General features: G+C 53.5%; 27 protein-coding genes and 3 tRNA genes. 12 read left to right on the top strand and 18 right to left on the bottom strand.

Features of this window, described 5'->3' with window-relative positions:
- Positions 1 to 2 precede the first annotated feature (2 nt).
- The 4 genes from motB to flhD form a co-directional block, all read right to left on the bottom strand.
- Positions 3 to 932 carry a flagellar motor protein MotB gene (motB, locus tag V1572_RS16790; RefSeq protein ID WP_032658606.1) on the bottom strand — a complete coding sequence of 310 codons (930 nt, stop codon included), beginning with the start codon at positions 930 to 932 and terminating at the stop codon, positions 3 to 5.
- Positions 929 to 1,816 carry a flagellar motor stator protein MotA gene (motA, locus tag V1572_RS16795; protein WP_008500417.1) on the bottom strand — a complete coding sequence of 296 codons (888 nt, stop codon included), beginning with the start codon at positions 1,814 to 1,816 and terminating at the stop codon, positions 929 to 931. Before motA ends, motB begins: the two co-directional genes overlap by 4 nt.
- 123 nt (positions 1,817 to 1,939) lie before the next feature.
- Positions 1,940 to 2,518 (bottom strand): flagellar transcriptional regulator FlhC, encoded by a 579-nt coding sequence (flhC, locus tag V1572_RS16800; RefSeq protein WP_008500416.1) that lies wholly within the window; start codon positions 2,516 to 2,518, stop codon positions 1,940 to 1,942.
- Positions 2,519 to 2,520: 2 nt separating this feature from the next.
- Positions 2,521 to 2,871 (bottom strand): flagellar transcriptional regulator FlhD, encoded by a 351-nt coding sequence (flhD, locus tag V1572_RS16805; protein ID WP_008500415.1) that lies wholly within the window; start codon positions 2,869 to 2,871, stop codon positions 2,521 to 2,523.
- 795 nt (positions 2,872 to 3,666) lie between these two features.
- On the opposite strand from flhD, the gene uspC reads away from it, so the two are divergent.
- Positions 3,667 to 4,095, top strand: coding sequence for a universal stress protein UspC (gene uspC, locus V1572_RS16810; RefSeq protein ID WP_045908186.1), 429 nt, complete (start codon positions 3,667 to 3,669; stop codon positions 4,093 to 4,095).
- A gap of 15 nt (positions 4,096 to 4,110) precedes the next feature.
- On the opposite strand, the gene otsA is transcribed toward uspC, so the two are convergent.
- From otsA to araF, 5 genes are all read right to left on the bottom strand, one after another.
- A complete protein-coding gene (gene otsA / locus V1572_RS16815) occupies positions 4,111 to 5,535 on the bottom strand; it encodes an alpha,alpha-trehalose-phosphate synthase (RefSeq protein WP_045908185.1) in 1,425 nt (474 codons plus the stop codon).
- Positions 5,510 to 6,313, bottom strand: coding sequence for a trehalose-phosphatase (gene otsB / locus V1572_RS16820; RefSeq protein ID WP_126533662.1), 804 nt, complete (start codon positions 6,311 to 6,313; stop codon positions 5,510 to 5,512). The genes otsA and otsB overlap by 26 nt, the downstream gene beginning before the upstream one ends.
- Positions 6,314 to 6,489: 176 nt before the next feature.
- Positions 6,490 to 7,479, bottom strand: coding sequence for an L-arabinose ABC transporter permease AraH (gene araH, locus V1572_RS16825; protein WP_175430159.1), 990 nt, complete (start codon positions 7,477 to 7,479; stop codon positions 6,490 to 6,492).
- An 11-nt stretch (positions 7,480 to 7,490) separates the two neighbouring features.
- Entirely contained in the window at positions 7,491 to 9,005 is a 1,515-nt protein-coding gene (gene araG / locus V1572_RS16830; protein WP_045908182.1) for an L-arabinose ABC transporter ATP-binding protein AraG, read from the bottom strand.
- 71 nt (positions 9,006 to 9,076) lie between these two features.
- Positions 9,077 to 10,066 (bottom strand): arabinose ABC transporter substrate-binding protein AraF, encoded by a 990-nt coding sequence (gene araF, locus V1572_RS16835; protein ID WP_008500409.1) that lies wholly within the window; start codon positions 10,064 to 10,066, stop codon positions 9,077 to 9,079.
- 788 nt (positions 10,067 to 10,854) lie between these two features.
- Between araF and V1572_RS16840 the strand changes: the two genes are divergently transcribed.
- Positions 10,855 to 11,358, top strand: coding sequence for a non-heme ferritin-like protein (locus tag V1572_RS16840; RefSeq protein WP_045908180.1), 504 nt, complete (start codon positions 10,855 to 10,857; stop codon positions 11,356 to 11,358).
- A gap of 156 nt (positions 11,359 to 11,514) precedes the next feature.
- On the top strand, positions 11,515 to 12,858 hold the full coding sequence (locus tag V1572_RS16845) for an anaerobic C4-dicarboxylate transporter (RefSeq protein ID WP_262805081.1): 1,344 nt from the start codon (positions 11,515 to 11,517) through the stop codon (positions 12,856 to 12,858).
- Between the two features lie 42 nt (positions 12,859 to 12,900).
- On the opposite strand, the gene V1572_RS16850 is transcribed toward V1572_RS16845, so the two are convergent.
- Together V1572_RS16850 and azuC are read right to left on the bottom strand one after the other, a co-directional pair.
- The gene (locus V1572_RS16850; protein WP_008500405.1) at positions 12,901 to 13,152 is read right to left on the bottom strand and encodes a DUF2766 family protein; all 252 of its coding nucleotides are present in this window, start codon (positions 13,150 to 13,152) and stop codon (positions 12,901 to 12,903) included.
- A gap of 109 nt (positions 13,153 to 13,261) precedes the next feature.
- Positions 13,262 to 13,345, bottom strand: a complete 84-nt coding sequence (gene azuC / locus V1572_RS16855) for a stress response protein AzuC (RefSeq protein ID WP_014884364.1) — start codon at positions 13,343 to 13,345, stop codon at positions 13,262 to 13,264.
- Between the two features lie 234 nt (positions 13,346 to 13,579).
- Between azuC and yecR the strand changes: the two genes are divergently transcribed.
- Both yecR and ftnA read left to right on the top strand, forming a co-directional pair.
- Positions 13,580 to 13,918: a YecR family lipoprotein gene (yecR, locus tag V1572_RS16860; RefSeq protein ID WP_045908178.1), complete on the top strand. Its 339-nt coding sequence runs from the start codon at positions 13,580 to 13,582 to the stop codon at positions 13,916 to 13,918.
- Positions 13,919 to 14,120: 202 nt separating this feature from the next.
- Complete coding sequence (ftnA, locus tag V1572_RS16865; protein ID WP_395299396.1) at positions 14,121 to 14,618, top strand: non-heme ferritin; 498 nt, start codon at positions 14,121 to 14,123, stop codon at positions 14,616 to 14,618.
- Between the two features lie 36 nt (positions 14,619 to 14,654).
- Here the strand turns inward: ftnA and V1572_RS16870 are convergent, their stop codons facing one another.
- Entirely contained in the window at positions 14,655 to 14,996 is a 342-nt protein-coding gene (locus V1572_RS16870) for a hypothetical protein (RefSeq protein ID WP_395299397.1), read from the bottom strand.
- A 228-nt stretch (positions 14,997 to 15,224) separates the two neighbouring features.
- Between V1572_RS16870 and tyrP the strand changes: the two genes are divergently transcribed.
- Positions 15,225 to 16,436: a tyrosine transporter TyrP gene (tyrP, locus tag V1572_RS16875; protein ID WP_024909783.1), complete on the top strand. Its 1,212-nt coding sequence runs from the start codon at positions 15,225 to 15,227 to the stop codon at positions 16,434 to 16,436.
- 156 nt (positions 16,437 to 16,592) lie between these two features.
- On the opposite strand, the gene V1572_RS16880 is transcribed toward tyrP, so the two are convergent.
- Positions 16,593 to 17,261 (bottom strand): YecA family protein, encoded by a 669-nt coding sequence (locus tag V1572_RS16880; protein WP_395299398.1) that lies wholly within the window; start codon positions 17,259 to 17,261, stop codon positions 16,593 to 16,595.
- A 423-nt stretch (positions 17,262 to 17,684) separates the two neighbouring features.
- Between V1572_RS16880 and V1572_RS16885 the strand changes: the two genes are divergently transcribed.
- The 5 genes from V1572_RS16885 to V1572_RS16905 all read left to right on the top strand — a co-directional run bounded on the left by V1572_RS16885 (position 17,685) and on the right by V1572_RS16905 (position 22,691).
- A complete protein-coding gene (locus V1572_RS16885; RefSeq protein ID WP_023312277.1) occupies positions 17,685 to 18,806 on the top strand; it encodes a branched-chain amino acid ABC transporter substrate-binding protein in 1,122 nt (373 codons plus the stop codon).
- A 99-nt stretch (positions 18,807 to 18,905) separates the two neighbouring features.
- On the top strand, positions 18,906 to 19,820 hold the full coding sequence (locus V1572_RS16890) for an ABC transporter permease subunit (RefSeq protein WP_395299399.1): 915 nt from the start codon (positions 18,906 to 18,908) through the stop codon (positions 19,818 to 19,820).
- An 11-nt stretch (positions 19,821 to 19,831) separates the two neighbouring features.
- Entirely contained in the window at positions 19,832 to 21,106 is a 1,275-nt protein-coding gene (livM, locus tag V1572_RS16895; RefSeq protein WP_063622006.1) for a high-affinity branched-chain amino acid ABC transporter permease LivM, read from the top strand.
- Positions 21,103 to 21,978, top strand: coding sequence for an ATP-binding cassette domain-containing protein (locus V1572_RS16900; RefSeq protein ID WP_063622007.1), 876 nt, complete (start codon positions 21,103 to 21,105; stop codon positions 21,976 to 21,978). Before livM ends, V1572_RS16900 begins: the two co-directional genes overlap by 4 nt.
- Positions 21,975 to 22,691, top strand: a complete 717-nt coding sequence (locus tag V1572_RS16905) for an ABC transporter ATP-binding protein (protein WP_048223773.1) — start codon at positions 21,975 to 21,977, stop codon at positions 22,689 to 22,691. The genes V1572_RS16900 and V1572_RS16905 overlap by 4 nt, the downstream gene beginning before the upstream one ends.
- A gap of 279 nt (positions 22,692 to 22,970) precedes the next feature.
- Here V1572_RS16905 and V1572_RS16910 read toward each other — a convergent pair whose 3' ends face one another.
- Positions 22,971 to 23,648 carry a DUF2076 domain-containing protein gene (locus tag V1572_RS16910; protein WP_395299400.1) on the bottom strand — a complete coding sequence of 226 codons (678 nt, stop codon included), beginning with the start codon at positions 23,646 to 23,648 and terminating at the stop codon, positions 22,971 to 22,973.
- Positions 23,649 to 23,828: 180 nt separating this feature from the next.
- Here V1572_RS16910 and V1572_RS16915 point away from each other — a divergent pair, with 180 nt between their 5' ends.
- Positions 23,829 to 24,200 carry a hypothetical protein gene (locus V1572_RS16915; RefSeq protein ID WP_111966384.1) on the top strand — a complete coding sequence of 124 codons (372 nt, stop codon included), beginning with the start codon at positions 23,829 to 23,831 and terminating at the stop codon, positions 24,198 to 24,200.
- 497 nt (positions 24,201 to 24,697) lie between these two features.
- Here V1572_RS16915 and V1572_RS16920 read toward each other — a convergent pair.
- From V1572_RS16920 to pgsA, 4 genes are all read right to left on the bottom strand, one after another.
- Positions 24,698 to 24,784, bottom strand: a tRNA-Leu gene (locus tag V1572_RS16920).
- Positions 24,785 to 24,795: 11 nt separating this feature from the next.
- Positions 24,796 to 24,869: transfer RNA gene (locus V1572_RS16925), tRNA-Cys, on the bottom strand.
- Between the two features lie 46 nt (positions 24,870 to 24,915).
- A tRNA-Gly gene (locus V1572_RS16930) sits at positions 24,916 to 24,991 on the bottom strand.
- A 152-nt stretch (positions 24,992 to 25,143) separates the two neighbouring features.
- A complete protein-coding gene (gene pgsA, locus V1572_RS16935) occupies positions 25,144 to 25,692 on the bottom strand; it encodes a CDP-diacylglycerol--glycerol-3-phosphate 3-phosphatidyltransferase (RefSeq protein ID WP_008500348.1) in 549 nt (182 codons plus the stop codon).
- Positions 25,693 to 25,726: the final 34 nt, after the last annotated feature.

Genomic DNA, 25,726 nt, shown 5'->3' on the forward strand with positions numbered 1-25,726 from the left:
TATCACCTCGGATTGGCTGGTGGCGATGTTGGAACGGCAGCCGAAGGAACGGCCCCAGGCTGTTTTAAATCGTCCAGTGACTCATTCTGACTTTCGGCGTTTTCATGCAGGATGGCCTGCTCCGCCTGCTGGTTCAGCACTAAAAGACTGATACGACGGTTGATGGCATCATCCGGCCCGCGGTCGGAAACGCGCATGGTTGCGGCCATGCCGACTACGCGCAGTACCTTGCCATCATCAAGCCCACCTACCACCAGCTCGCGACGCGAGGCGTTGGCACGATCGGCAGAAAGTTCCCAGTTGCTGTATCCCTTCTCCCCACTGGCGTACGGGAAATCGTCCGTGTGTCCTGACAGGCTGATTCGGTTAGGAATGCCGTTCAGCACCGGTGCAATGGCGCGGAGAATATCGCGCATGTACGGTTCAACTTCCGCACTCCCGGTTTTAAACATCGGGCGGTTCTGGCTGTCGATGATCTGGATACGCAGCCCTTCCTGCACCAGATCAATCTTCAGATGCGGTCGCAGCGCGCGCAGCTTCGGATCCGCTTCAATCAGCTGGTCGAGATCGCCACGCAGTTTCTTCAGGCGTGCCTGTTCCATCTTTCTCTTCAGCTCGTCGATGTTCGGCTCTTTTTTCACCTCACCCTTCTGCTGGGTGTAATCATCGCCGCCGCCCGGGATCGGGCTTTCGCTGTTAGAGATACGCGGTCCGCCAGCCACCGCCGTTGCCAGCGGCGTGCGGAAATACTCGGCAATCTGGATCAGTTCTTTTGGGCTGGAGATGGAGATCAGCCACATCACCAGAAAGAACGCCATCATTGCGGTCATAAAATCGGCGTACGCGATTTTCCACGAGCCGTGCGCGCCATGCCCACCGCCCTTGTGCTTGCGTTTTTTTACGATGACGATCGGATGGGACTGGTTTTTCATGCGTCCTCAGTTGTCGTCTGTTGGTTTGGGTTTTTCACCGCACGCACGTGTTCTTCAAGCTCGATAAACGACGGACGCTCGCTGGAGTAAAGCGTTTTACGGCCAAACTCAACCGCGATCGGTGGCGCATAACCGTTGAGGTTAGAGAGCAGCGTGATCTTCACGCACTGCATCATTTTGGTGGTTTCCGCGCTCTTCTGGCGCAGTACGCTGGCCAGCGGAGAGATAAAACCATACGCCAGCAAAATACCGAGGAAGGTACCCACCATCGCATGGGCAATCAGCGCACCGAGCTCCGCTGCCGGACGGTCTGCTGAGGCCAGCGCGTGAACCACCCCCATGACCGCGGCAACGATACCGAATGCCGGAAGCGAGTCGCCGACCAGCGCCAGGCTGTTGGCCGGTACTTCAGATTCGCTTTCATGGGTTTCAATTTCTTCATCCATCAGCGCTTCGATTTCGAAGGTATTCATGTTGCCGCTGATGATCAGTCGCAGATAGTCGACGATGAAATCCAGCATCATGGCATCAGCAAGAATGCGCGGATAGCTGGCAAAAATTTCGCTCTCTTTCGGGTTTTCAATATCCCGCTCGAGCGAGAACATGCCCTGCTGACGCGACTTCGCCATCAGGCGATAGAGCAGTGCCAGCAGATCCATATACATGCTTTTGGTGTATTTCGAGCGACGGAACAGCAATGGAATTGCTTTCAGCGTGCCCTTGATCGATTTACCGTTGTTACCAACGATAAAAGCCCCTACCCCTGCGCCGCCGATGATAATAAGTTCAGCCGGTTGATAGAGTGCTCCAAGGTGCCCGCCGGTCATCATGTAACCGCCGAAAACTGTACCGAGAACTACCAGGTAACCTAATAAGATAAGCACGACATCATCCTTCCGCTAGTGACTATGGCAAGGACGTCCAGCTCGCAGCGTTGACCGTTTACGGGGTAAAAAAAAGCAGCGGTAATCGCTTACCGCTGCTGGAATCTTTCCCACACGTTCGGGTTAAACAGCTTGTTCGATCTGTTCATCCAGCAGTTGTGGAATAATATCGGCAGCATCCCGGGAAAGTTTACGTCTTTTTACTGCGCGGGATGGAGGCTGACATAAACTACAGGCGAAGCTGCCTGCAGGCTGATGAGCATGGGTAATAAAATTGCCGTTGCAGCAGTTGCAGCGCGACAGCTCAAGCATTCCGCTCTCAACAAAACGCACCAGCGTCCATGCGCGGGTCAGCGCCAGCAGAGGGCCTTCTTCCTGCTGTGGGCATTGTTCAAGGTAAAGTTTGTAGGCTTTGATCACGGCATCAACGCCGCTACACAAACCGGTTTTGAGAAGATACTGCCAGGCATTACAGAACATGGAAGCGTGAATATTCTGCTCCCACGTCATAAACCAGTCGGTAGAAAACGGCAGCATGCCTTTCGGCGGGGGACTACCACGTAACTCTTTGTACAGTTTGATCAGACGGCCACGGCTCAACTGCGTCTCGCTTTCCAGCATTTGTAAACGAGCACCCAGTGTAATCAGCTCCATGGCTAACTGTATGTCACGCGCTTCCTGAACAATGCTTTTCTCGCTCATTGCTAGGCCCTTTTCTTACGGGCTACGTCATCAGGCTGGCTGATTTCGTTAAGCAAGCGAGTGGAAAGAAGAATACCGGTATGGATCTGTTGAAGATCGTCTACACGGGACTCCTGCGTCAGACGCGTTATTGTCTGTGAATCATCGAAACGGAACTGGCAAACCAGTTGATTCGTTTCAGCCAGTTTAACCATCTGCGGGAGGGTTAAGCCGCCCAGCATGGTTGCCATTTCTTCGTTAATACCCAGACGAAACATCGCGGACGCCTTGTCCTGACTAATCAAACGCTGCGCGAGCAGTAAATACGACAAATTGATGTCATAGATATGTTTTAGCAACTCGGATGTATGCATTGTTCCCATCCCGAATAACCAACTATTATTTTTATGCGGAAAGACCGCACCCCGTGATGTCGCCGGGAAATCACCCGGTATAAAAAAGAAAAGGCTAAATGCATAGTTGAATTTAGGTTTGTATTCATCGAAACGCGTAAGAGAGGAAACGCGAATGCGTCTCTTACATGTTTTATCATTTCTTACAAATAACTAAGATTTTTCCTAATTCGACGCAAACTCTACTCGTCAGTTTTGACACATACAATCCAGCCATCCTCAAATTTAAAAAAAATGTGATCCACGTCACACAATTTAAGTGAATATGACCCATAAATCCATCAGTATGACTTGTAATTTGTTCACTTATTGACCAATCAGCACTGTTTTGTATTCTTAATTGACGAATACTCATGCAGAAGGGGGATCAGAACTGGCATGCAATGTGCTTTTCCATCGGGGAGCGTGGCGCGGAAACATTTACATCAAACACCCCTTCGGGAAACATTTTTCTTACCGTGAAAAAACATAGAGTTATGCAGGGAGCCTAAAAAAGATGTTTCAGTCCGTGATCATTCGAAATGATTTTGTAACGCGTAAGAACGATTCAACAGTCAAGGCATAAATTTGTGTGATTTACGTTAAGTTGTTAATTTTTTTCATTTAGGCCCATTTTTCAGTTATTCTTCTTATAAGAATAATTAATGAATAATTATGATAAGCTTCACACTAATGTCGTAATCAGCCCTTGCAGAACCCGGAAATTCGCGGTAAAGGTGATCAAACGCTGTCAGTCAGACACCCAAGGAGTGCGCCATGAGTTACTCCCATCTACTTGTTTCTGTTGCTGTTTCCCCAGAAAGCCATCAACTCGTCGCCCGGGCGGTGTCCATTGCCAGACCCCACAATGCCCGCATCAGCCTCATCACGCTTGCGGCCGAACCGGAGATGTATAACCAGCTGGCTGCCCCTATGCTGGAGGATATTCGTGAGGTACTTCAGGAGGAAACGCAGCAATTCCTGCGCGAGCTGGTAGAAAAGGCAGATTATCCCGTCTTTGAGACCGTTATTGCGACAGGAGAACTTAATGCCCATATTCTCGATATGTGTCGTAAACAGAATATTGATTTAGTGATATGCGGGAATCATAACCACAGCTTTTTATCGCGCGCAGCCTGCGCGGCGAAATCTATTGTCGCGTCAAGCCAGGTTGATGTGCTGTTAGTACCGCTTGGGGGGCGTTAACCCCCCAGGGAAATATCAGGCAAGTTTAGGGAAGGTTGCGATCTTTTTTTGTAAATCGCCTTCATGGCTTTGTGGGGCGATATCGCGGAGATCCTGAATAAAACGCGCCTGCCAGTGGTTAATATCGTTTTTCCGGATCGTCTCCATCATTTCAGCATGGCGGGAAATACGCTCCGTGAGCGGCATGGTCAGCGCGCGGTTCAGGGCGTTAGCCACGTCATCGCGATCGTAAGGGTTCACGATCAGCGCCGACGTGAGCTCATTTGCGGCCCCGGCAAACTGGGAGAGCACCAGCACACCCGGATCGGCGGGGTCCTGCGCCGCCACGTATTCTTTCGCAACCAGGTTCATCCCATCGCGCAGCGGCGTCACCAGGCCGACGTCCGCGTAGCGGAAGACCTTCATCAGGATCTTACGGTCAAAGTGCTGGTTCAGATAAAACAGCGGCGTCCAGCCCAGCTGCCCGTAGCGGCCATTAATCCGCCCTGCTTCTGTCTCCAGCTGATGGCGAATGTCCTGATAGGCCTGAACCTCACCGCGCGACGTCGGCGCAATCTGGGTATAACGGATTTTACCATGATGCTCCGGATATTTATCCAGCAGCGTTTCATATGCCAGGAAGCGCTCCGGCAGCCCTTTGGAATAATCAAGACGCTCGACTGAGAAGATATTTTTCACGTGCTTGAGTTCATTCTTAAGCTGCGCCAGCTTTGGCGGCAGCGGGCCAGCGGCCTGCTCCGCGATTTCGTCAGGTTCAATCCCTATTGGATACACTTCGGTGTGGAACGTTTTTCCCCACGCCGTATGGGTTTTCCCGCCTTTGGTCACCAGACGCGCTTTCCCTGACACGGAGTCAAGGAATGCCAGTCGGTCATTTTCCGTCTGGAAGCCCAGCAAATCGTAGTCACACAGCGCCTCCAGCAGCTCTTCATGCGGCGGCAGCGCGGTAAAAATTTCCGGCGTCGGGAACGGGATGTGCAGGAAGAAGCCAATCCGGTTATTCACTCCCCTCTTTCGCAGCTCTCTGGCGAACGGCAGCAGGTGATAATCGTGGATCCATAAAATATCGTCTTCTTCTATTAAAGGCAGCAGTTTATCCGCCAGCAGCGCATTCACGCGCGCGTAGCCTTCGAAGGATTCACGCTGGAATTTGACCAGGTCAAGACGATAGTGAAACGCCGGCCACAGGACGGCATTCGAGAACTGCGAGTAATACTCGTCGTAGTCTTTCTCTTTCAGTGCAAACGACGCCCACGTGATGTTCCCACGCGTCACTTTTTTGAGCGGTTTCTCTTCTTCACTGATTTCTCCGCTCCAGCCAAACCACAGCCCGCCAGCGGCTTTCAAGGCACCTAACACCCCTACCGCCAGGCCACCCGCACTGGCTTTTTTATCATCAGGCGGTGCGATTCGGTTAGAGACGACGACTAAGCGACCCATAATGGTTTCCCCCTTTGTTTTGCGCTATTTGTTGTTGTTGCTGGTTAGCGATATCAGATACCCACTGCCAGACGCTGGCGACATCCGCCAGCCGCCATTCGGCGACAGTGTCACCAGGCCCTACCTTAACGGCGATCCCTCCGGCCTGATTAACCACACGGAACCCGGCCTCGTCGGTCAGGTCATCCCCAAAGAAAACAGGCGTCCGGCCCTTAAAAGGTGCCTCCGCCATAAATGCGGCGATGGCTGCGCCTTTATTAATCCCCTTAGGCTTTACCTCCACCACGCATTTGCCCGGCTGCAGCGCCAGCTGTGGATGTTCATCCGCAACCGTCTGAGCAAGCGCAAGCACGGCAGCTTCATGCTGCGGCGCCTGGCGATAATGCAGGGCAAAGGCCATGCCTTTGGCTTCCAGCTCGGTGCCAGGCAGGTCTGCCAGCGCAGCAGAGAGCTGCTTCTGGAGCGTTTGCGTGAGTGCGTCGGGGAGTGAAACGATATGCGTTTGATCATGGATGTCGCGGCGCTCCGCTCCGTGTACACCGGCCAGCGGAAAGTGGTATGGACTGGCGAGCAGATCCAGCTCGGCCATTGAGCGCCCTGATATCAATGCCAGTGCTCCCTCATTCATGAGCGAGAGCTGATGCAAATCCTGTAACACCGCCTCCGGAATAGACACCTGATCGGGGTGCGGTTTTATCCCGGCGAGCGTGCCGTCGAGATCAAAAAAGAAAGCATAGTGTCCGGGCAGTACAGGCGGTGCGGTTAACAAGTCAGCCACCCTTTTCCTCCTTACGGTTGACCAGAGGCAAACGCCTTTACCTCTTTCATAGCCATGTAAGTATAGACAGTGTGACGTCGCTCGCCATTTGACAACCGCCCCGCCAGTAAAACTGGCGGGGCGGTTAAGGGGTCAACTATGGTTATAAGTTGAGCAATAAAAGAGGTGCAAAACGGTTACACGGTACGCTTCGCTTTTTGCTTGTAACGGTCGAAAATCACCGCTGCCAGCAGGATCAGACCACGCACCACGTACTGCGAGAACGGCGAAATATTCAGCAGGTTCATGGCGTTCTCTACCGTCCCTAAAATCAGGATACCGGCCACCACATATGAGATTTTTCCGATGCCGCCCTTGAGGGAAACGCCCCCTAACACGCAGGCTGAAATAACGATCAGCTCATAACCGATAGAGGTCATTGGCTGGCCGCTGGTCATACGCGACGCCAGAATAATCCCCGCCGCGGCAGAAACCAGTCCTGAAAGCACAAAGATAATAATCTTGGTGCGCACCACCGGCACCCCGGCCAGACGGGCGGCCTCTTCATTACCGCCAATCGCCAGCGTATTACGACCAAAGGTGGTCCGGTTAAGCAGGAAGCCGAACAGGATCAGGCAGGCCACCGTCAGCCAGATAGGCGCAGGCAGACCCAGCCAGTTAGCGTACCCCAGCGTGAAGAAACGTTCGTCTTCAATCCCCACCGCTTTACCGTCAGAGATGATATAGGCCAGCCCGCGGACAATTTGCATTGTCGCAAGCGTCGTGATCAGGGCGTTAATCTTCAGGCGCGCGATGACAAAACCGTTCACCAGACCGCTGATGACGCCGAGTAACAGACCGGCAAGGACGCCAATCCACAGGCTCTCCGTCATGTTGATCACCACGGCCGTCGTGACGCCTGCGCAGGCAATCACCGACGCCACCGACAGGTCAAAATCGCCGGAGGCCAGGCAGAACAGCATCCCGCAGGCCACCATCCCGGACATGGAGATGGCGAGACCCAGCCCCTTCATATTAATGAAGGTGGCAAAATTGGGAACAAAGATCGCGCAGGCGACGAACAGTGCGGCAAAGACCACCAGCATGCCGTACTGATCCCAGATACGCCCAACGCTCAACGCCGACTTCGACTTCGGCACTCCGGATGTAGTAACAGAGGACATCATTAACTCCTTACTCAGGCGACGGCCTGGCTAACTTTAGGCATGGCGAGGTTCAACGCCTGTTGTTCATTCGCCTGTTCATGAAGTAATTCGCCGGCAATTTCGCCTTCACGCATCACCACAATGCGGTCGGCCACGCCAAGCACCTCAGGCAGATCGCTGGAGGCGAAAAGCACCGCCACGCCGCGTTTTGCCAGCTCATAAATCACGTTATAAATCTCGTGTTTTGCCCCCACGTCGATACCGCGCGTCGGCTCATCCAGTAAGATGACCTTCATATCCTCTGACAGCCAGCGGCCCAGAATAGCCTTCTGCTGGTTTCCGCCTGACAGATTCATGATCAGCTGCTCCGGACCCGGCGTTTTGATATTCAGTGAACGAATATGGTGGTCGGCGTTACTCGACTCCCAGCTATCGTTTATCAGGCAACCGGCGCGAATAAACTTACGCCGGGCGGAAATATTGATGTTGTCGCGCACCGAGTGCACCGGAATAATGCCCTCCGCTTTCCGGTCTTCCGGACAGAGCATCATCCCCGCCCTGATCGCGTGGGCCGGTTTCTGAATATCTATCCGCTCGCCGTCAATGGAGACCTGCCCATCGGTAATACGGGTACCGCCGAACAGACCTTTCATCAACTCGCTACGCCCCGCGCCCACCAGACCAAACAGGCCGACGATTTCACCGCTGCGTACGGATAACGAAATCGGCGTTCTGACGCCCGGCGCTTTTACGCTATCCAGGCGCAGGCGTTCCGGGCCGTACTGGCGCGGCTGCCAGTGATAGATATCACCCAGATCGCGTCCGACCATCGCCTGGACCAGTTGGTCATGGTTCACCTGCGCCATGTCGGTAAAAGTGCGCACATAGCGTCCATCTTTAAACACGGTGATGGCATCGCTCAGGGCAAATATTTCTTCCATGCGGTGCGAAACGTACAGAATCGTCCGGCCTTCCTGACGCAATTCGCGGATCACGCGGAACAGATTTTCGATTTCCCGCTTTGAGAGCGAACTGGTGGGTTCATCGAAGGCAATAATTCTGGCGTTACGCGCCAGCGCCTTGGCAATTTCAACCATCTGCCACTGGCCGATGGAGAGATATTTCAGCGGCGTCTGGGGATCGACGTCCAGACCCAGGTGTTTAAGCTGCAGCCCCGCTTCATAATTAAGTAGCGAACGATTCACCACGCCGCCTTTGTGCGGGAGCTGTCCTAAATAGATATTTTCCGCCACGGTCATCTCAGGGATGAGGTGCAGCTCCTGATAGATAATGGCTACCCCGGCATTGAGCGCCGCCGTGGTATCGGCAAAAGCGACCTCTTCGCCGCGGATCGCCAGCGTGCCGGTCGTGGGCGAGTAGTTGCCGCTGAGGATTTTCAACAGCGTCGATTTTCCCGCACCGTTTTCCCCCATCAGGGCGTGAACCTGGCCGGCATAGCAGTCGAAGCTGATATCGGTCAGCGCGTTAACACCGGGGAAGGTTTTCCCGATGCCGCGAAAAGAGAGATACGGATCAGACTGTCGCATAACGTCTCCGTGATTCCTGTAGTGTGTACGTCAGGCCCCTCACGAAGGATGAGGGGCACAATCACCGCGTATTACTTCCCGCCCAGTCCTTTTTTCGCCAGCTCCTCTTTGAAGTTGTCGCGGGTGATCAGCACCACGTCGGTCACTTCGGTAAATTTCGGCGGTTCAGCCCCTTTGGTGACCCAGTTGTAGAGCATCTCGCTGGATTTGTAGCCGTGAACGTCCGGGCTTGGCAGCAGTGAACCGTAGAAGCCGGTTGCCTGCGCTTTGGACAGCTCGCTGACGGCGTCAACGCCGTTGATGCCAATCCCGATCACGTCAGGCGCTTTGAAGCCCTGACCTTCCGTCGCGCGCACCCCGCCCAGCACGGTGTTGTCGTTCATGCCGACCACCAGCCAGTGTTTGACTTCTGGATGCTGCACCAGCATGGAGTTCGCGGCGTCGAATGCGCCCGGGATATCGTTGGATTTGGTTGGGACTTTATAGATCTGTTTTTCCGGGAAGCCGGCTGCTTTCAGCGCGTCCATTGACCCGGTCGTACGACGACGTGCCGTGTCCAGCTCATCCGCAGTAATGGCCATCACCGCGGTCTCTTTGACATCCCAGCCGCGTTTTTGCATCTCTTTATAAAGTTCCTGGCCCTGACGCTCACCGATTTTGGTCGCCGCCATCATCACCAGCGGGACGCTGTCCATCGGTTTGCCTTTGGCGTTAACGAACTGATCGTCAACGGCGATAACCTTCATGTCATAGCCCCGGGCCTTGGCCGCGATGGCCGAGCCCAGCTTGGGATCCGGCGTGCAGATCACAAAACCTTTCGCGCCGCTGGCCGCCAGGCTGTCGATGGCGTTCAGGGTTTTCTCACCGTCAGGCACGGCGATTTTAATCACTTCAAAACCTAAGTCTTTCCCGGCCTTATCGGCGAATTTCCACTCCGTCTGGAACCAGGGCTCTTCAGGCTGTTTTACCAAAAAACCGAGTTTTAAATTCTCAGCAATAGCGGATTGTGACATAACGGCAGCCAGACCGATGGCCGCCAGCGCTTTAGTAAATTTGTGCATGGTAAACTCCAGCTTTAGCTTTCTTTTCTGTAGGGAATATTTGCGTGCTTCTTATTTAATCGGACTTAAAACAAGGCATTAGCGCTTACCTCGTCATAAGCGTTATTGCTGGTGATAGTTTTAGCGGGAAATTAATCCTCCATAAGAGAGCCCCATCACACCGCAGAATTACAGTAATTGCGTACATAAATTCAGCGAAAAATGACATAAAAAAGGCAGGATTTATCAGACAAATGAAACGAGGGTGAGCAGGATTATCCATAAGATTAGCTAAGATATCCCTGATGCCTTTTAACAGGCGTGAGGACCCAAGACGTCAGAACGCTGCAGCATGTTTTTCATCAAAAACGCAGCACGTCCGGAGCGTTATTTATTTCGTAGAATTTGATTTAGCGCAATTTTATTAATGCATCATATATTCGAAATAATTAATCCGTAATTCATTCTTTTACGGAGCATTATTCCGGCTTAATATCCCCAAAAGAGTAACAGTATATCTCTTCGGTAAAAGCCATTAATTATCAATGGATTAATGAGATAGAAATTGATGGCGAGCTAATTGTATTTCTGTACTATATTAAAGTTTGTAATGTATGGTAAACACAGCCTATTTAAGAGTTTTCTTAGACCACAGACAAGGGTATGCTTATTTATATCGAACACAGGAAGTGAATTTCGGTCGACTTCGTTTACTGCAGAAAACGTATTTCTGCTCTTTTTCTTCGTATTTGCCTGACGCTCAGGTTAAGCAACGGACATCACGTCCCACCGTCAATAAGGATATGAGTATGGCTACCCAAACGATGATGCAAAAACTTAACGCGCAGATGAACCTTGAGTTCTATGCCTCCAATCTGCACCTGCACTTAAGTGCGTGGTGCGCTGAGAACAGTCTCACGGGGTCTGCCACCTTCTTTCGCTCTCAGGCGCAAAGTAACGTCACCCATATGATGCGGGTCTTTAACTTCCTGAAGGCCTCAGGGGCGAATCCTGTCGTTAAAGCCCTTGATGGGATCAACGAGAGCTATTCTTGCCTGGAAGAACTGTTTCAGAAGACGCTTGAAGAGTATGAACAACGCTGCAGCACCCTCAACAAACTGGCTGATGAAGCCAAAGCGCAGCAGGATATTACGACGCTCAGATTCTTACGCGATATGGACAAAGAGCAGCAGCAGGATGGCCTGCTGCTGAAGACGCTGGCGGATGAGATCCATAATGCGCAGCAGGCAGGTTTATGTCCTGAGCAAACCGACCGTCACCTGCTCGACATTGTAGCGGTGCAGCATCACTGAGTTTTTGGCCTGCTTCCGTCCCGGGGAGCAGGTCCCCTTCCCCTCTCCAACCTTCTGCTTTTGCTGAAATTTAACAAATCAGATCTGGCTCCCAATGATTAACCACACAACGTGTGATGATTTATTTAATTACATAATCATTGACGAGGGAGCATCATGATCACCATTGAGTTTGTTGTCATTCTCCTCTGCCTGCTGACGGGTACGCGTTTCGGCGGGATGGGGCTTGGGTTAATCAGCGGTATTGGTCTTTTTATTTTATGTTTCGTCTTTGGTCTGCAGCCGGGTAAACCCCCGGTTGACGTCATGCTGACCATTCTCGCGGTGATTGGTTGTGCCGCTACCCTGCAAACGGCGGGGGGCCTCAACGTCATGATGCAGTTTGCGGAACGCCTGCTGCGCAAACACCCGCAGCACATCACCCTGCTCGCTCCGTTTACCACCTGGATGCTGACCTTTCTGTGCGGCACCGGCCATGTGGTCTACACCATGTTCCCCATCATTGCGGATATTGCGTTGAAAAAAGGGATCCGCCCGGAGCGCCCCATGGCCGTGGCATCGGTGGCATCGCAGATGGCGATTACGGCCTCCCCCGTTTCGGTTGCCGTCGTGTCGCTGGTCTCCATCCTGGCGGCCCAGCATGGGATCGGCCACGCGTGGGGAATTCTGGAAATTCTCGCCGTGTCGGTTCCCGCGTCACTTTTCGGGGTGGCCATTGCTGCGCTGTGGAGTTTACGCCGCGGGAAAGATTTGGCGGACGACATAGAGTTCCAGGAAAAGCTGAACGATCCTAAACAACGTGAATTTATCTATGGCGGAACGGAGACGTTAATGAATCAGCGTTTCCCAAAACAGGCCTACTGGTCCACGTGGATTTTCTTTGCCGGTATTGCCGTGGTCGTTCTGCTGGGGGCCTTCCCTGAGCTGCGCCCGGCCTTTGAACTGAAAGGCAAAATGACGGCCCTGTCGATGAACCTTGTCATTCAGATGATGATGTTAATTGCGGGTGCCGTGATGCTGATGGCCTGTAAGGTCAATGCCTCCGCGATTTCCAACGGCGCGGTCTTCAAGGCCGGTATGGTCGCGATCTTCTCGGTCTTTGGCGTGGCGTGGATGAGCGATACTTTTTTCCAGGCGCATCTCGACGAGTTAAAGCTGGCCCTGGAGGGCGTGGTGAAAAGCCACCCGTGGACATATGCGATTGTGCTGTTTCTGGTGTCAAAACTGGTCAACAGCCAGGCGGCGGCGCTGACGGCGGTTGCGCCGATGGGGCTGATGCTGGGCATCGATCCGAAAATGCTGATCGCCTTTTTCCCGGCGTCATACGGTTATTTTGTCCTGCCGACCTATCCCAGCGATTTGGCCTGCATCGGCTTTGACCGGTCAGGCACGACCCGCATCGGGAAATTTATCATCAACCACAGCTTCATTTTGCCGGGGCTGATTGGGGTGAGCTGCGCCTGTGCGGCGAGCTACCTGCTGGTTCAGACGTTCTTCTGATAGCATCAAAGGGCGACACATGCCGTCGCCCATTTCCCTGCTTTAGTGAGACTCACCCTGCGGCGTGAATCGCAGCTCGATCAGCGCGATGGCTTTCTGGATCGCACGCAGTGTAACCGGGTCAGCGGCAGCAGGATGGCTGGCGAAATCGATGTTTTTCAGCTGCGTAGACATCTTCTCGCGCACTTCAACCGGCGCAATCACGTCCAGAACATCAAGGATTTGTTTGATAACCAGCTGGCAGGCGACAACGTCAGAGACCAGTTCCTGATCGGCGCTCAGGTTTTGTGACATGGGGGCTTTCTCCTTATTTAAAGGCCGCCATAGTACCAAAACACGCCCCCTGACATCTTCCCTTCATCGGCTGCAGGTACAAAAAAACCCGCCGAAGCAGGTTTTTTTATCAGAACATGGCGCCCGGCGGCACGTCTTTGAAGGTGCGGCAGTAATTGGCCCACATACTTTTCAGGATTTTGCGCAGTTTCACGATGATGCTCCATTAACTTGTTATACAACTTTATCGTCAACCTGCTTATAATATGACCGCCATCACAAAAATCAATACTTTTGTGACAAACATCACAATTTAATCAGCCAGTGGCCTGATGGCGTTCACCTCTGACCCGTTGCGAAGAGTGAGGGCAGATTGTCCGGCTATTCCAGCCATTGCGGCGGGCATCTGCGGGTACGATAACGTATTTCCATCCACTCAGAGCGAACCATGAAAAGAGTCATTGTAGCCGGCACACTCCTGCTGCTCGCGGGGTGCAGTATTAACCGCCAGGCTGAAGTCAGCAGCCTCGACGCGCCAAACGGCATCGTCCGCCTCGATTACGGCCAGGCAGCCCTGCAAAATGCGTATTCCGATGAGTATGTGAACAACGGCACGGCGGTAAAAGCCTGTCAAAACATGGGGTATGCCACAGCCTCGGCCTATGGTCAGCCCATCAAAACCTGCACCCTCATTAGCGGTTCGTTGTGTCTGAACGAGAGCGTGACTATCCAGTATAAATGCCTGGGTTACGCCGTTAACCCTAAGTCAAATAATCCTTGGTATTAATCCAGACTGCCAGCCTGTGCTGGCAGTTTATTTCATTACGAACAAAAACAATTCTCATTAATAAATAATAAATCGGCAATGCGTTTTATTCCCATTCGTATTTTTAATAAATAAAATAAAGATTTTACGTTTTGCAAATAATTAAATAACAAATTATAGTGTCGCTCATTGTGAACCAGAAATAATAACCCGGAGCGTCACCATGCTGAAAACTGAAATGATCGACAAGCTCAACGCACAAATGAACCTTGAGCTGTTTTCGTCCCTGCTCTACCAGCAGATGAGCGCCTGGTGCAGCTACCACAGTTTCGAAGGCGCGGCCGCGTTTCTGCGTCGTCACGCTCAGGAAGAGATGACCCATATGCAGCGTCTGTTTGATTATCTGACGGATACCGGCAGCCTGCCGCGCATTGAAACCGTGGCTTCCCCTTTTGCTGAATATAAATCTCTCGATGAACTGTTCCGCGCCACCTACGAGCACGAGCAGCTGATCACGCAGAAAATTAACGAACTGGTTCATGCCGCGATGACCAGCCAGGATTATCCAACCTTTAATTTCCTGCAGTGGTATGTAGCCGAACAGCATGAAGAAGAGAAGCTGTTTAAATCCGTGCTGGATAAATTATCGCTGGTGGGTAAATCCGGTGAAGGTCTTTACTTTATTGATAAAGAACTTTCCACGCTTGATACGCAGAATTAATTTCAGCGCGGTGCCGGTTTCCGGTACCGCGTTAATTTACATACACCCGGCACAGCTGGTGCAGCGCCAGTCGTGGGGATTCACGGCCTGGTAAAAATGGCGGTAGCTGGACGTCTCCAGCGGAATCCCCCTCTCGTAGAACAAATCCGTCAACCAGTCGACATTCTCGATAATCCACTCATCTTCCTGTAAGCCTTGTGCAAAGGTCTCATCTTCAGGATCAATAACCGAATAGATCCCCCAGGTGCCCATATCCTTTTCGCGACGGGACTCGGGAAGATTCAGGGGCTGGTTCTGCCAGCTGATTATCCAGTGGCCATGGCACAACAGGTTGCCTCCCCGGCTCCATGCCGCGGTAAAAGGATTCTCCCCCGCCATAACACCCTCACTTTATTTGATAATTTATATTTATTGTTTACGTTACGCCGGAATGTCGTGCAGCAGTATTGCCCTTATGAGGTAGGCGCAGGCCTAAAAGGATCGGAGGGTCATTAATACGTAAACCATTTTTTACACCACTTGTAACGGTGATTTGACGAGTTACGGCTTTTCCCTTACTCTGCGCCGCAGATTTTGTCGCGGTTAAGAAGCGTTGTAGAGGAAAGCGTGAAAAACAGAACTCTGGGAAGTATTTTTATCGTCGCCGGAACGACAATTGGCGCAGGAATGCTGGCAATGCCTCTGGCGGCCGCGGGCGTGGGATTTGGCATGACCCTGCTGCTGCTGGGCACGCTCTGGGCGCTGATGTGTTACACCGCCCTGCTGCTGCTTGAGGTATACCAGCACGTACCCGCCGATACCGGTCTGGGTTCGCTTGCGGCGCGCTATCTGGGACGCTATGGCCAATGGATAACCGGCTTTAGCATGATGTTCCTGATGTACGCCCTGACCGCCGCCTATATCAGCGGCGCCGGGGAATTGATCGCCTCCAGCGTCAACGACTGGTTTGGCTCTGACATTACCCCTGCGACGGGTGCCATCTTCTTTGCGCTCATCGGCGGCGGCGTGGTCTGCGTCGGGACGTCGCTGGTCGATCTGTTTAACCGTTTTCTGTTCAGCGCCAAAATTCTTTTCCTGATTGTCATGCTGGTCCTGCTGGCGCCGCACGTGCATAAGGTCAACCTGCTGACGTTGCCGCTGGAAAAAGGGCTGGCGCTTTCCGCGATCCCGGTCATTTTCACCTCGTTTGGCTTCCACGGCAGCGTGCCGAGTATCGTCAGCTATATGAACGGCGATATTCGCAAGCTGCGCCGTGTCTTTGTGATTGGCAGCGCGATCCCGCTGATCGCCTATATTTTCTGGCAGCTGGTGACCCTGGGCAGCATCGACTCTTCAACCTTTATTGGGCTGATGGCGCAACACGCTGGACTGAACGGTTTTCTTCTGGCACTGCGTGAGGTTGTGACCTCGCCGCACGTGGAGCTGGCGGTACACCTGTTTGCCGACCTGGCGCTGGCAACCTCGTTCCTGGGCGTGGCGCTTGGCCTGTTTGATTATCTGGCCGACCTGTTCCAGCGTCGCAATACTGCCGCAGGACGGTTACAGACGGGGGCGATCACCTTCCTGCCGCCGCTGGCGTTCGCGCTGTTTTATCCGCGTGGGTTTGTGATGGCGCTGGGCTACGCGGGAGTGGCGCTCTCGATCCTTGCTCTGCTCCTCCCCTCCCTGCTGGCCTGGAAGAGCCGCCAGCAGCATCCGCAGCAGGGTTACCGCGTGGCGGGGGGAAAACCGCTGCTGTGCGTTGTGTTTGGCTGCGGGGTAGTGATTATTCTGGTGCAGGTGTTGATTGCAGCCGGGATGCTGCCGGAAGTGGGTTAAATAAAAAAGGGGCTGTCATCAGCCCCTTGAGATTGATGACAAACCCCATCATTTATATTGATACCGTCTTTCTTGCCGGGTGGCGCTGCGCTTACCCGGCCTACCTGCTGACTGGAGGTGAACGAAATAAATCCACCTAAGTTAATAAAAAATTGATCAGTGCAAACAACAGCTCTTAAACTTCTTCCCACTGCCGCAAGGACACGGATCGTTACGCCCGACCTTCGTGCCGTTCACAATCGGCTTCTTCGCTTCCGGCTGTTGCGGGTTGTTCGCCCAGTAGTTATACAGGCGCAGCGCCGCAGGCTGGATGCTCTCGATGCTGGCGATGTACTCCTCTTCGGACAGTTCATCCAGCTTTTCGCTGTTCTCTTCCGTCCCGTGCAGGGCAATCACCTCAAGATCGGCCTTCAGGGCTTCCGGCAAGGCTGACCAGTCCTTCAGCGCCACGCCGCGCATATAGCCGTAGCACCACTCTTCCACCACGGTATAACTCTCACCGTCCACGTCGTTATAGCCAAACATCGGTTCGAACTGATCCGGGTATTCGCTCAGGCGCTCGGCAATATCGTTCATGTGCTTAAAGCAGAGATCGATAAAACGGTTCATCTCACGATCGTTTTTCCAGCGCGGGATATATTTCTCGCCGCCCCACACCGCCACCAGCCAGGCATCTGGCTCAACGACAACAGGGCCGGAAAGCACTGCGGTAAGCATGCCGTCCAGTTCGGACACGTCAATCACGGACGCGTCATCATGACCGTAAGACATTAACGTCTCTTCAAGCCACGCCATCTCGCTTTCATTCAATGGGCCTTCAGTCATCGCTGACACTCCTGCAAAAAGGAAACGATCCTAACACATATCTCACGCCTCTCCGGGCTGAAGTTTAGGTCTTTATTGCTGCAAAAACGTGCAAACCGTGACCTTTGCACAACTTATGGGCTTTATTGTTAACGATATGTGATCTCCGCTGTAATTTCTTCTCCTCCCGCAAGGCGGCATAACGCGGCGCTCTATACTCAAACATGTCACAAGCCCGTCAATGGGTTAACCATTCTGGCAACGTTTTTGCTTAATGTTCTTCGCGCGACGCTGCGCAGGGATACCTCGCCGTATATGCAGGATGCCGTCTGTATCTTGTTCGTTTAGTGCATTTTGTTCTTGTTCGTGTTTCGGATTGGCTGCGCCGTCGGGCGTTCGGGTTTACGCCGTGGTGCAAAAACCTCTTTGCTAAGGAACATAATAATGTCGCTGAAATTTATCAGAACTCCTCTTTCTCTTGTGCTGGCCGGTTGTCTGGTGACGGCGTTTTCCGCCCGGGCAGATATTGTGATTGGCGTGGCCGGGCCGTTTACGGGTCCCAATGCGACCTATGGCGATCAATACTGGCACGGCGCAACGCAGGCTGCTGAAGACATTAATGCCGCCGGCGGCATTAATGGTGAGAAGATCAAACTGGTTCAGGGAGATGACGCCTGCGAGCCGAAGCAGGCCGTCGCCGTTGCCAACCGTTTAGTTGACCAGGATAAAGTCAACGCCGTGGTCGGCCATTTCTGCTCCTCTTCCACCATGCCCGCCTCCGAGGTGTATAGCGATGCGGGGATCATCGCCATTACCCCCGGTTCAACCAACCCGCTGATTACCGAACGCGGCATGAGCGATATGTTCCGCATGTGCGGCCGTGACGACCAGCAGGGTCAGGTTGCCAGCGACTTCATCATCGACAAGCTGAAAGCCAAACGCGTGGTGATCATTCACGACAAAGACACCTATGGTCAGGGTCTGGCTGACGCCACCAAAGCGGCGCTGGCGAAACGCGGGGTTCAGGATGTGATGTACGAGGGGTTATCCCGCGGTGAAAAAGACTTTAACGCGCTGGTCACCAAGATCGGTGCGCAAAAACCGGACGTCGTGTTCTTCGGTGGCTGTCACCCGGAAGCCGGTCCGCTGGTTCGCCAGATGCGTGAGCAGGGCGTACAGGCAAAATTCTTCTCCGGGGACTGCATCGTCAACGAGGAGATGGTGACCGCCGCGGGTGGCCCGCAATATACCAATGGCATTTACATGACCTTCGGTAAAGACCCGCGCCTGATCCCGGACGGCAAAGCGGTTATCGAGAAATTCCGCGCCGGTAAATTCGAGCCGGAAGGTTACACGCTTTACTCCTATGCCTCCGTACAGGCGATTGCCGCGGCCTTCAAGGCCACCGGCGGCAAGGATTCTGCCAAAGCCAGCGAGTGGCTGAAGGCCAATTCCGTCGACACGGTGATGGGCAAAAAAGCCTGGGACAGCAAAGGCGATCTGAAGGTCTCTGACTACGTGGTTTACCAGTGGGACGACAAAGGAAAGTATAAGGAAGTGCAGTAACGGGACGGAGTCACGCTCAACGCCGACGGGCTCTCCCGTCGGCGCGTAATAAACATCAGGCTGCGCGGCTCGCGCAGCCTATAAAACGAGCGCGCTAAGATGAATACATTCTTCCTGCAACAGTTAATCAATGGTTTAACGCTGGGTTCTGTCTACGGCCTGATCGCCATCGGCTACACCATGGTGTACGGCATTATCGGCATGATTAATTTCGCCCACGGCGAAGTGTATATGATTTCCGCTTATCTCTGCGCTATTGGCCTGGCGCTGCTCTCGTTCTTCGGCCTGCAGTCGTTCCCGCTGCTGATCCTCGGCACGCTGGTGTTCACCATTGTGGTTACCGGGGTGTACGGCTGGACTATCGAGCGTATCGCCTACAAACCGCTACGCAACTCCACGCGCCTGGCGCCGCTGATCTCCGCCATCGGGATGTCGCTTATCCTGCAAAACTACGCGCAGCTGAGCCAGGGCCCGCGCCAGCAAGGGGTACCGACCATGCTGGACGGCGTCATTCGCCTGCATCTGGGCGAAGGGTTCGTGCAGATAACCTACACCAAAGTGTTTATCCTGGTTGCCTCGTTTGCCGGCATGCTGGTGCTCACCTGGATAATCAACCGTACCCGGCTGGGGCGGATGTGCCGCGCGGTCCAGCAGGATCGCAAAATGGCCTCCATTCTGGGCATTAACACCGACCGAATTATTTCGCTGGTCTTTGTCATCGGCGCGGCGATGGCGGGCCTGGCGGGGGTGCTGATCACCATGAACTACGGCACCTTTGATTTCTACGTCGGGTTTGTGATCGGTATTAAAGCCTTCACGGCGGCGGTACTTGGCGGCATCGGCTCCCTTCCCGGCGCCATGCTCGGTGGCCTTATCCTGGGCGTGGCGGAAGCGCAGTTCTCGGGCATGGTGAACTCGGACTATAAAGATGTCTTCTCGTTCGGCCTGCTGGTCATGATCCTTATTTTCCGTCCCCAGGGACTGCTCGGGCGCCCAATAGTGGCCAAAGTGTGAGGGAGAGAATGATGACATCACACGGTTTTTCACTTAAACGCTGCATTCTGGACGCGATTTTTTCCGGGCTGATTGCGCTGATTATCTTCGGCCCCATCGCGGGCGTGGTGCTGGACGGGTATAGCTTTACCTTCGCCGGGCAGCGCCTGGCCTGGATGGTGGGCATCGTCATGTTCGGGCGTTTTCTGTTGAGCGCTTTTTTAGGTACCGCTGCCGGGGCCCGTTTTCAGGCGCGCTTCGAGGCCGACAGCGCGGGCGTTTATGTCCGACCTCCGGATTACAAAAGCCGCATGCGCTGGATCATTCCCCTGGTGATTGCTCTTGCAGTTTGCTTCCCGTTTGTCGCCACCAAGTATGTGCTGACCGTCGCCATCCTCGGGCTGATCTACGTGCTTCTTGGCCTGGGACTGAACATCGTCGTGGGCCTGGCCGGTCTGCTGGATCTGGGGTATGTCGCGTTCTATGCGATTGGTGCGTACGGCCTGGCGCTGGGATACCAGTATCTCGGCTTAGGGTTCTGGAGCATGCTGCCGCTCGCGGCAATCATGGCCGCCGCCGCAGGCGCCCTGCTCGGCTTCCCGGTGCTGCGCATGCACGGTGACTATCTGGCCATCGTCACCCTCGGATTCGGGGAGATCATTCGCCTGATACTGAACAACTGGCTGACCTTCACCGGCGGACCCAACGGCGTGTCTGCCCCTCCCCCGACCTTTTTCGGTCTGGAATTTGGACGACGCGCGAAAGAAGGCGGCGTGCCCTTCCACGAGTTTTTCCACCTGACCTACAACCCGAACATGAAGTTTATCTTTATCTATGCGGTGCTCTTTCTGGTGGTGATGCTGGTGCTCTACATCAAGCACCGCCTGACGCGCATGCCGATTGGCCGGGCGTGGGAAGCTCTGCGTGAAGACGAAATTGCCTGCCGCTCAATGGGGTTGAACCATGTTCTGGTGAAGCTTTCCGCCTTTACGCTGGGTGCGTCGACCGCGGGCATTGCCGGGGTGTTCTTCGCCACCTATCAGGGGTTCGTGAATCCAACCTCCTTTACCTTCTTTGAATCGGCACTGATCCTCGCCATTGTGGTGCTGGGCGGTATGGGCTCGACGCTGGGCGTGGTGCTGGCCGCCTTCGTGCTCACGGTCACGCCGGAACTGCTGCGCAGTTTTGCCGAGTACCGCGTCCTGCTGTTTGGCATGTTGATGGTGGTCATGATGATCTGGCGTCCACGCGGTTTGATCCGCATTAACCGCAGCGGGTTTGCCGTGCGTAAGGGCGTCGCGCCATGAACGAAACAATATTACGCGTTGAGCATCTGATGATGCATTTTGGCGGGATTAAGGCCCTGAATGACGTCAACCTGGACGTGCAGCGCGGCTCCATTACCGCCCTGATTGGGCCAAACGGGGCGGGAAAAACCACCGTCTTTAACTGCCTGACAGGCTTCTACAGAGCCTCCGGCGGCAACATTTTATTTAATACCCGCCATAAAACGACCAACGTCATTCAGGTACTCGGGCAAAAATTCCAGCCCGGCGACTGGATTAACCCCGCGCAGCTCGGGCAGCGTCTGTTCTACAAAATGTTCGGCGGAACACACTTGGTCAACCGAGCCGGGCTGGCGCGCACGTTTCAAAATATCCGTCTTTTTCGCGAGATGTCGGTCGTGGAAAATCTGCTGGTGGCGCAGCATATGCGGGTGAACCGCAATCTGCTCGCCGGGATCCTGAATACGCCGTCCTACCGGCGGGCGGAAAGCGACGCCCTGGACAGAGCCTTTTACTGGCTTGAAGTGGTGGATCTGGTGGAGTGCGCCAATCGACTGGCGGGAGAAATGTCCTACGGCCAGCAGCGGCGACTGGAAATCGCCCGGGCAATGTGTACCGGGCCGGAAATGATCTGTCTGGATGAACCCGCCGCGGGGCTGAACCCGGTTGAAACGCACAAGCTGAGCGGGATTATTCGCTTTCTGCGGGATCATCATGACATCACGGTATTGCTGATTGAGCATGATATGGGGATGGTGATGGAAATTTCGGACGACATTATCGTGCTCGACCACGGCGATGTGATTGCCAGGGGGAAACCCGAGCAGATCCAGCATGATGAAAAGGTCATTGCCGCCTACCTGGGCACGGATGAAAGCGAGGTCTCCCTATGAGCGAACCGCTGCTGGCTTTTCGCGAAGTGGATGTGTTTTACGGCGTCATTCAGGCGCTGAAGCAGGTCTCTCTTGAGGTGAATAAGGGGGAAACCGTGGCGCTGATTGGCGCAAACGGCGCGGGTAAATCGACATTGCTGATGTCCATCTTTGGTCAACCCCGTATCCGCAGCGGGCAGATCCTGTTCTGTGGTGAAGACATCAGCCATCAATCCACCCACTACGTCGCGTCCGGCGGCATTGCGCAGGCACCGGAAGGCAGACGAATCTTCCCGGATATGACCGTTGAAGAGAATCTGCTGATGGGGACCATTCCCATCGGCAATCAGTTTGCAGCTGAAGATATGCAAACCATGTTTGACCTTTTCCCTCGCCTTAAAGAGCGACGTAAACAGCGCGCGATGACCATGTCCGGCGGAGAACAGCAGATGCTGGCGATCGCCAGGGCGCTGATGAGCCGTCCGAAGTTGCTGCTGCTGGATGAGCCCAGCCTGGGCTTAGCCCCGATTGTGGTGAAGCAGATCTTCCAGACGCTACGAGAGCTGGCCCGCAGCGGTATGACCATTTTTCTGGTGGAGCAGAATGCGCACCATGCGTTGAAGCTGTCTGACCGCGGGTATGTGATGGTGAACGGACAGATCCGGCTGAGCGGCAGCGGTGAGGAATTGCTGGGCAATCAGGACGTGAGGAAGGCGTATTTGGGCGGGGTGTGATTTGATATCTGACGAATGGGCTTATGCCGTGATGGATCATTTCGGCACATACGGGATAGCAGAACTGGAGGATACGTTAGTCGATATCGCCTCTATATTTGGATTGCTTCCGGCAATACTTACAGGTTTGTTAGTAAGAAAAGCAGTAAAAAGAAGGTGATTTATGAGCCTTCTGGTTTAGCCTCAAAGGCTTTTTTGACCCGGAAAAGCAAAGCCCCTAATCGCTGGATACCCAACTTTCGGGGTTATCTTCATTTCGGTGGTTACACGATAACGTCGTTAAATAAAACTGTCGTCGTCATTGCTGTAGTCGTCATCTACATCGTCGTTCAGCCAGGCGTCGTTATTACTGCCGAACGGATCGTTCTGGTTGAGGAAACGGGTGTCAGAGACGTTATTAACGTCGCCGTATTGATTACCGACAAACGGTTCACCACCGACGGGCATTGTCGGTTCTTCGATGATGTTCACGATCTCTTCCGGCCGCGACTGATGGAACATGCTGGTAAGCATCTCGGCAAGCGCGATGCCACCGGCCACGCCAGCGGCTGTCTGGAGCGCGCCAGCCATAAAACCACCGCCGCGAGTAGCCGGCGCTGGCGCCCGAGAGTAATCCTGCGCCGGCGGCTGTTGCGGCTGGGCATTCCAGCTGTTGTCAGGCTGCGGGTTACTTTTTCCGCCACCAAACAGGCCGCCGAGGAAACTGCCGCCCGTCGAAGGTTTGCTTTTTTGCGCGGCTAATTCGCTTTCAAGCTCCTGAACTCGGGCCTGCAGACGTTTCAGCGCCGCTTCCTGAATCAAAATCGACTGCGCCATATAGTAGGGGGCTGCAGGCTGCTGTCTGACAAATTCAGCGATCTGACGCTCCGCATCTGCATCCCGTTGGCTGTTTTGTTGTCCGGCCTGTTTAAGACGCTCGAAAAGGCCGTTGATAAGCTGCTGTTCTTCATATTGCATGACAATAACCTTCCGCTCTCCAGGGGGGATACCAACCAGTTTATCAGCGGCGGCAACCTGTGTCTGGCGAGTGAAATGTTTGTTTAAGATTGGTTGCAGGTTAGCTGAAAATCGCCCTGCTTTCCGGGCTTGATATTAGAGAGTTAGGCTTAACATTCTGGTATGGCAGCGAATATTAACATGGACAGTATTCAGGGTATTGCACAAAATTTTACCGGCGTAATGGCTGGTAAATTCATATTCGCTGAACTAACCGGAATAAAACTGGGTGCAGCCGTGTCGTCACGCATTATGACCTCGTTCGCCGCTGGCGTGGTCATCGGAAGCGCCCTCACGATTGGCGCAGAAACATCGAGAGCTATCTATACGGCCCGAAAGCTTGAAAACCAGAACCCTGCACTCTACTACCGACTTAAGGGTATGGGTGATTTGGATCTTCTGTATTTTCTAGTTGAAGAGAAATTGAAACCTTTTCTTGACGCCTGTAGCGTGGCAGATGTAAACAAGCACGAATTTAACGAAGTGTGTAAATACTTTTTTGGTGGATTATGAACACTCAGGACATTATCAAATTAATAGCATCTCGAATTTTGCGCGGGTTGGGGATGGGAATGGCTTCTGCGGGCCTATTGTTCTGTATTTATTTCTTTTCATTTTCAAAAGACGAATCCCGTTTTATCTGGGGTGCAGCGTCTGGTGCTCTCATTGTCCTTGGTTACTTTATATACCGAATCGCGATACTCAAGGTTTTTGACGAACGTTGAAGACCTCAATTGCTCATACTCCATCAAAAAGCCCACCGATTGGTGGGCTTGATGTTAAAGACTTAGTCTTAACGTCTTCCTGTCATAATAGAATGACGGAATGGCATCAAATAGGATGAAATCAACCGCAACTTTTCACGTGGTCTACATTTGAGTGGTGGTCGCTGGGCAGTAGTGCCCTCTTCTTGTGGCGAAGTTGAATGGCGAAAAACAGGCAATAAAAAAACCACCTTTCGGTGGTTTATACGACACTGCTTATTGCTTTGATTATTCTTTGTTTTCCCATGGTAGCCGGAGTGGGACTTGAACCCACACAGCGCGAACGCCGAGGGATTTTAAATCCCTTGTGTCTACCGATTCCACCATCCGGCCAGGGAAGAAAGTGGAGGCGCGTTCCGGAGTCGAACCGGACTAGACGGATTTGCAATCCGCTACATAACCGCTTTGCTAACGCGCCGTAAAACTTTTCAAACTGACACCCGCTACTGCGCATGTCTTTAATCTGGAGCGGGAAACGAGACTCGAACTCGCGACCCCGACCTTGGCAAGGTCGTGCTCTACCAACTGAGCTATTCCCGCATGTCATCAAGTAAATGTCTAACCACTTGATTTCATTATCGTCCGGCTGACTGTGCCGCCGTTCGATGCGTTGCATTCTACTGATATGACGTTATGAGTCAACGTTATTTTTTGCATCCCCGGATCGTTTGCTGAAAATTACGGCGAAACGATCACTGATCAAGCAAATCCCCGCGCGCAGCGTTCAAATATTGCAGCATTGACCACAATGTCAGCACTGCCGCCACCCACAGGAGGCCAATCCCCGCCCACTCAACCCAGGCGTTCGGACGCCAGAGCATCCAGACCAGCGCCGCCATCTGCGCCGTCGTTTTTACTTTCCCAATCCAGGAGACCGCCACGCTGCTGCGTTTCCCCAGTTCCGCCATCCATTCGCGCAGCGCAGAGATAATAATCTCACGGCCGATCATGGTTGCCGCAGGCAGCGTCACCCACCAGGTATGATAGTGCTCAGCCACCAGCACCATCGCAATCGCGACCATCACCTTATCCGCCACCGGATCGAGGAAGGCGCCGAAACGGGTGCTTTGATTCCAGCGGCGCGCCAGGTAGCCATCAAACCAGTCTGTGACCGCTGCAATAAGGAAGATCAATGCGCAGGCAAAGGGTGCCCAGACAACCGGCAGGTAAAACGCCAGCACGAAGAACGGAATGAGTACGACACGAAAAAGAGTGAGCAACGTAGGGATATTATATTGCATAGTGACGGTAACTATTTGTTGTCAGTAAAATTTA

This window comes from Enterobacter quasiroggenkampii, from assembly GCF_043972695.1.
In the GTDB taxonomy this organism is placed as follows: Bacteria; Pseudomonadota; Gammaproteobacteria; order Enterobacterales; family Enterobacteriaceae; genus Enterobacter; species Enterobacter quasiroggenkampii.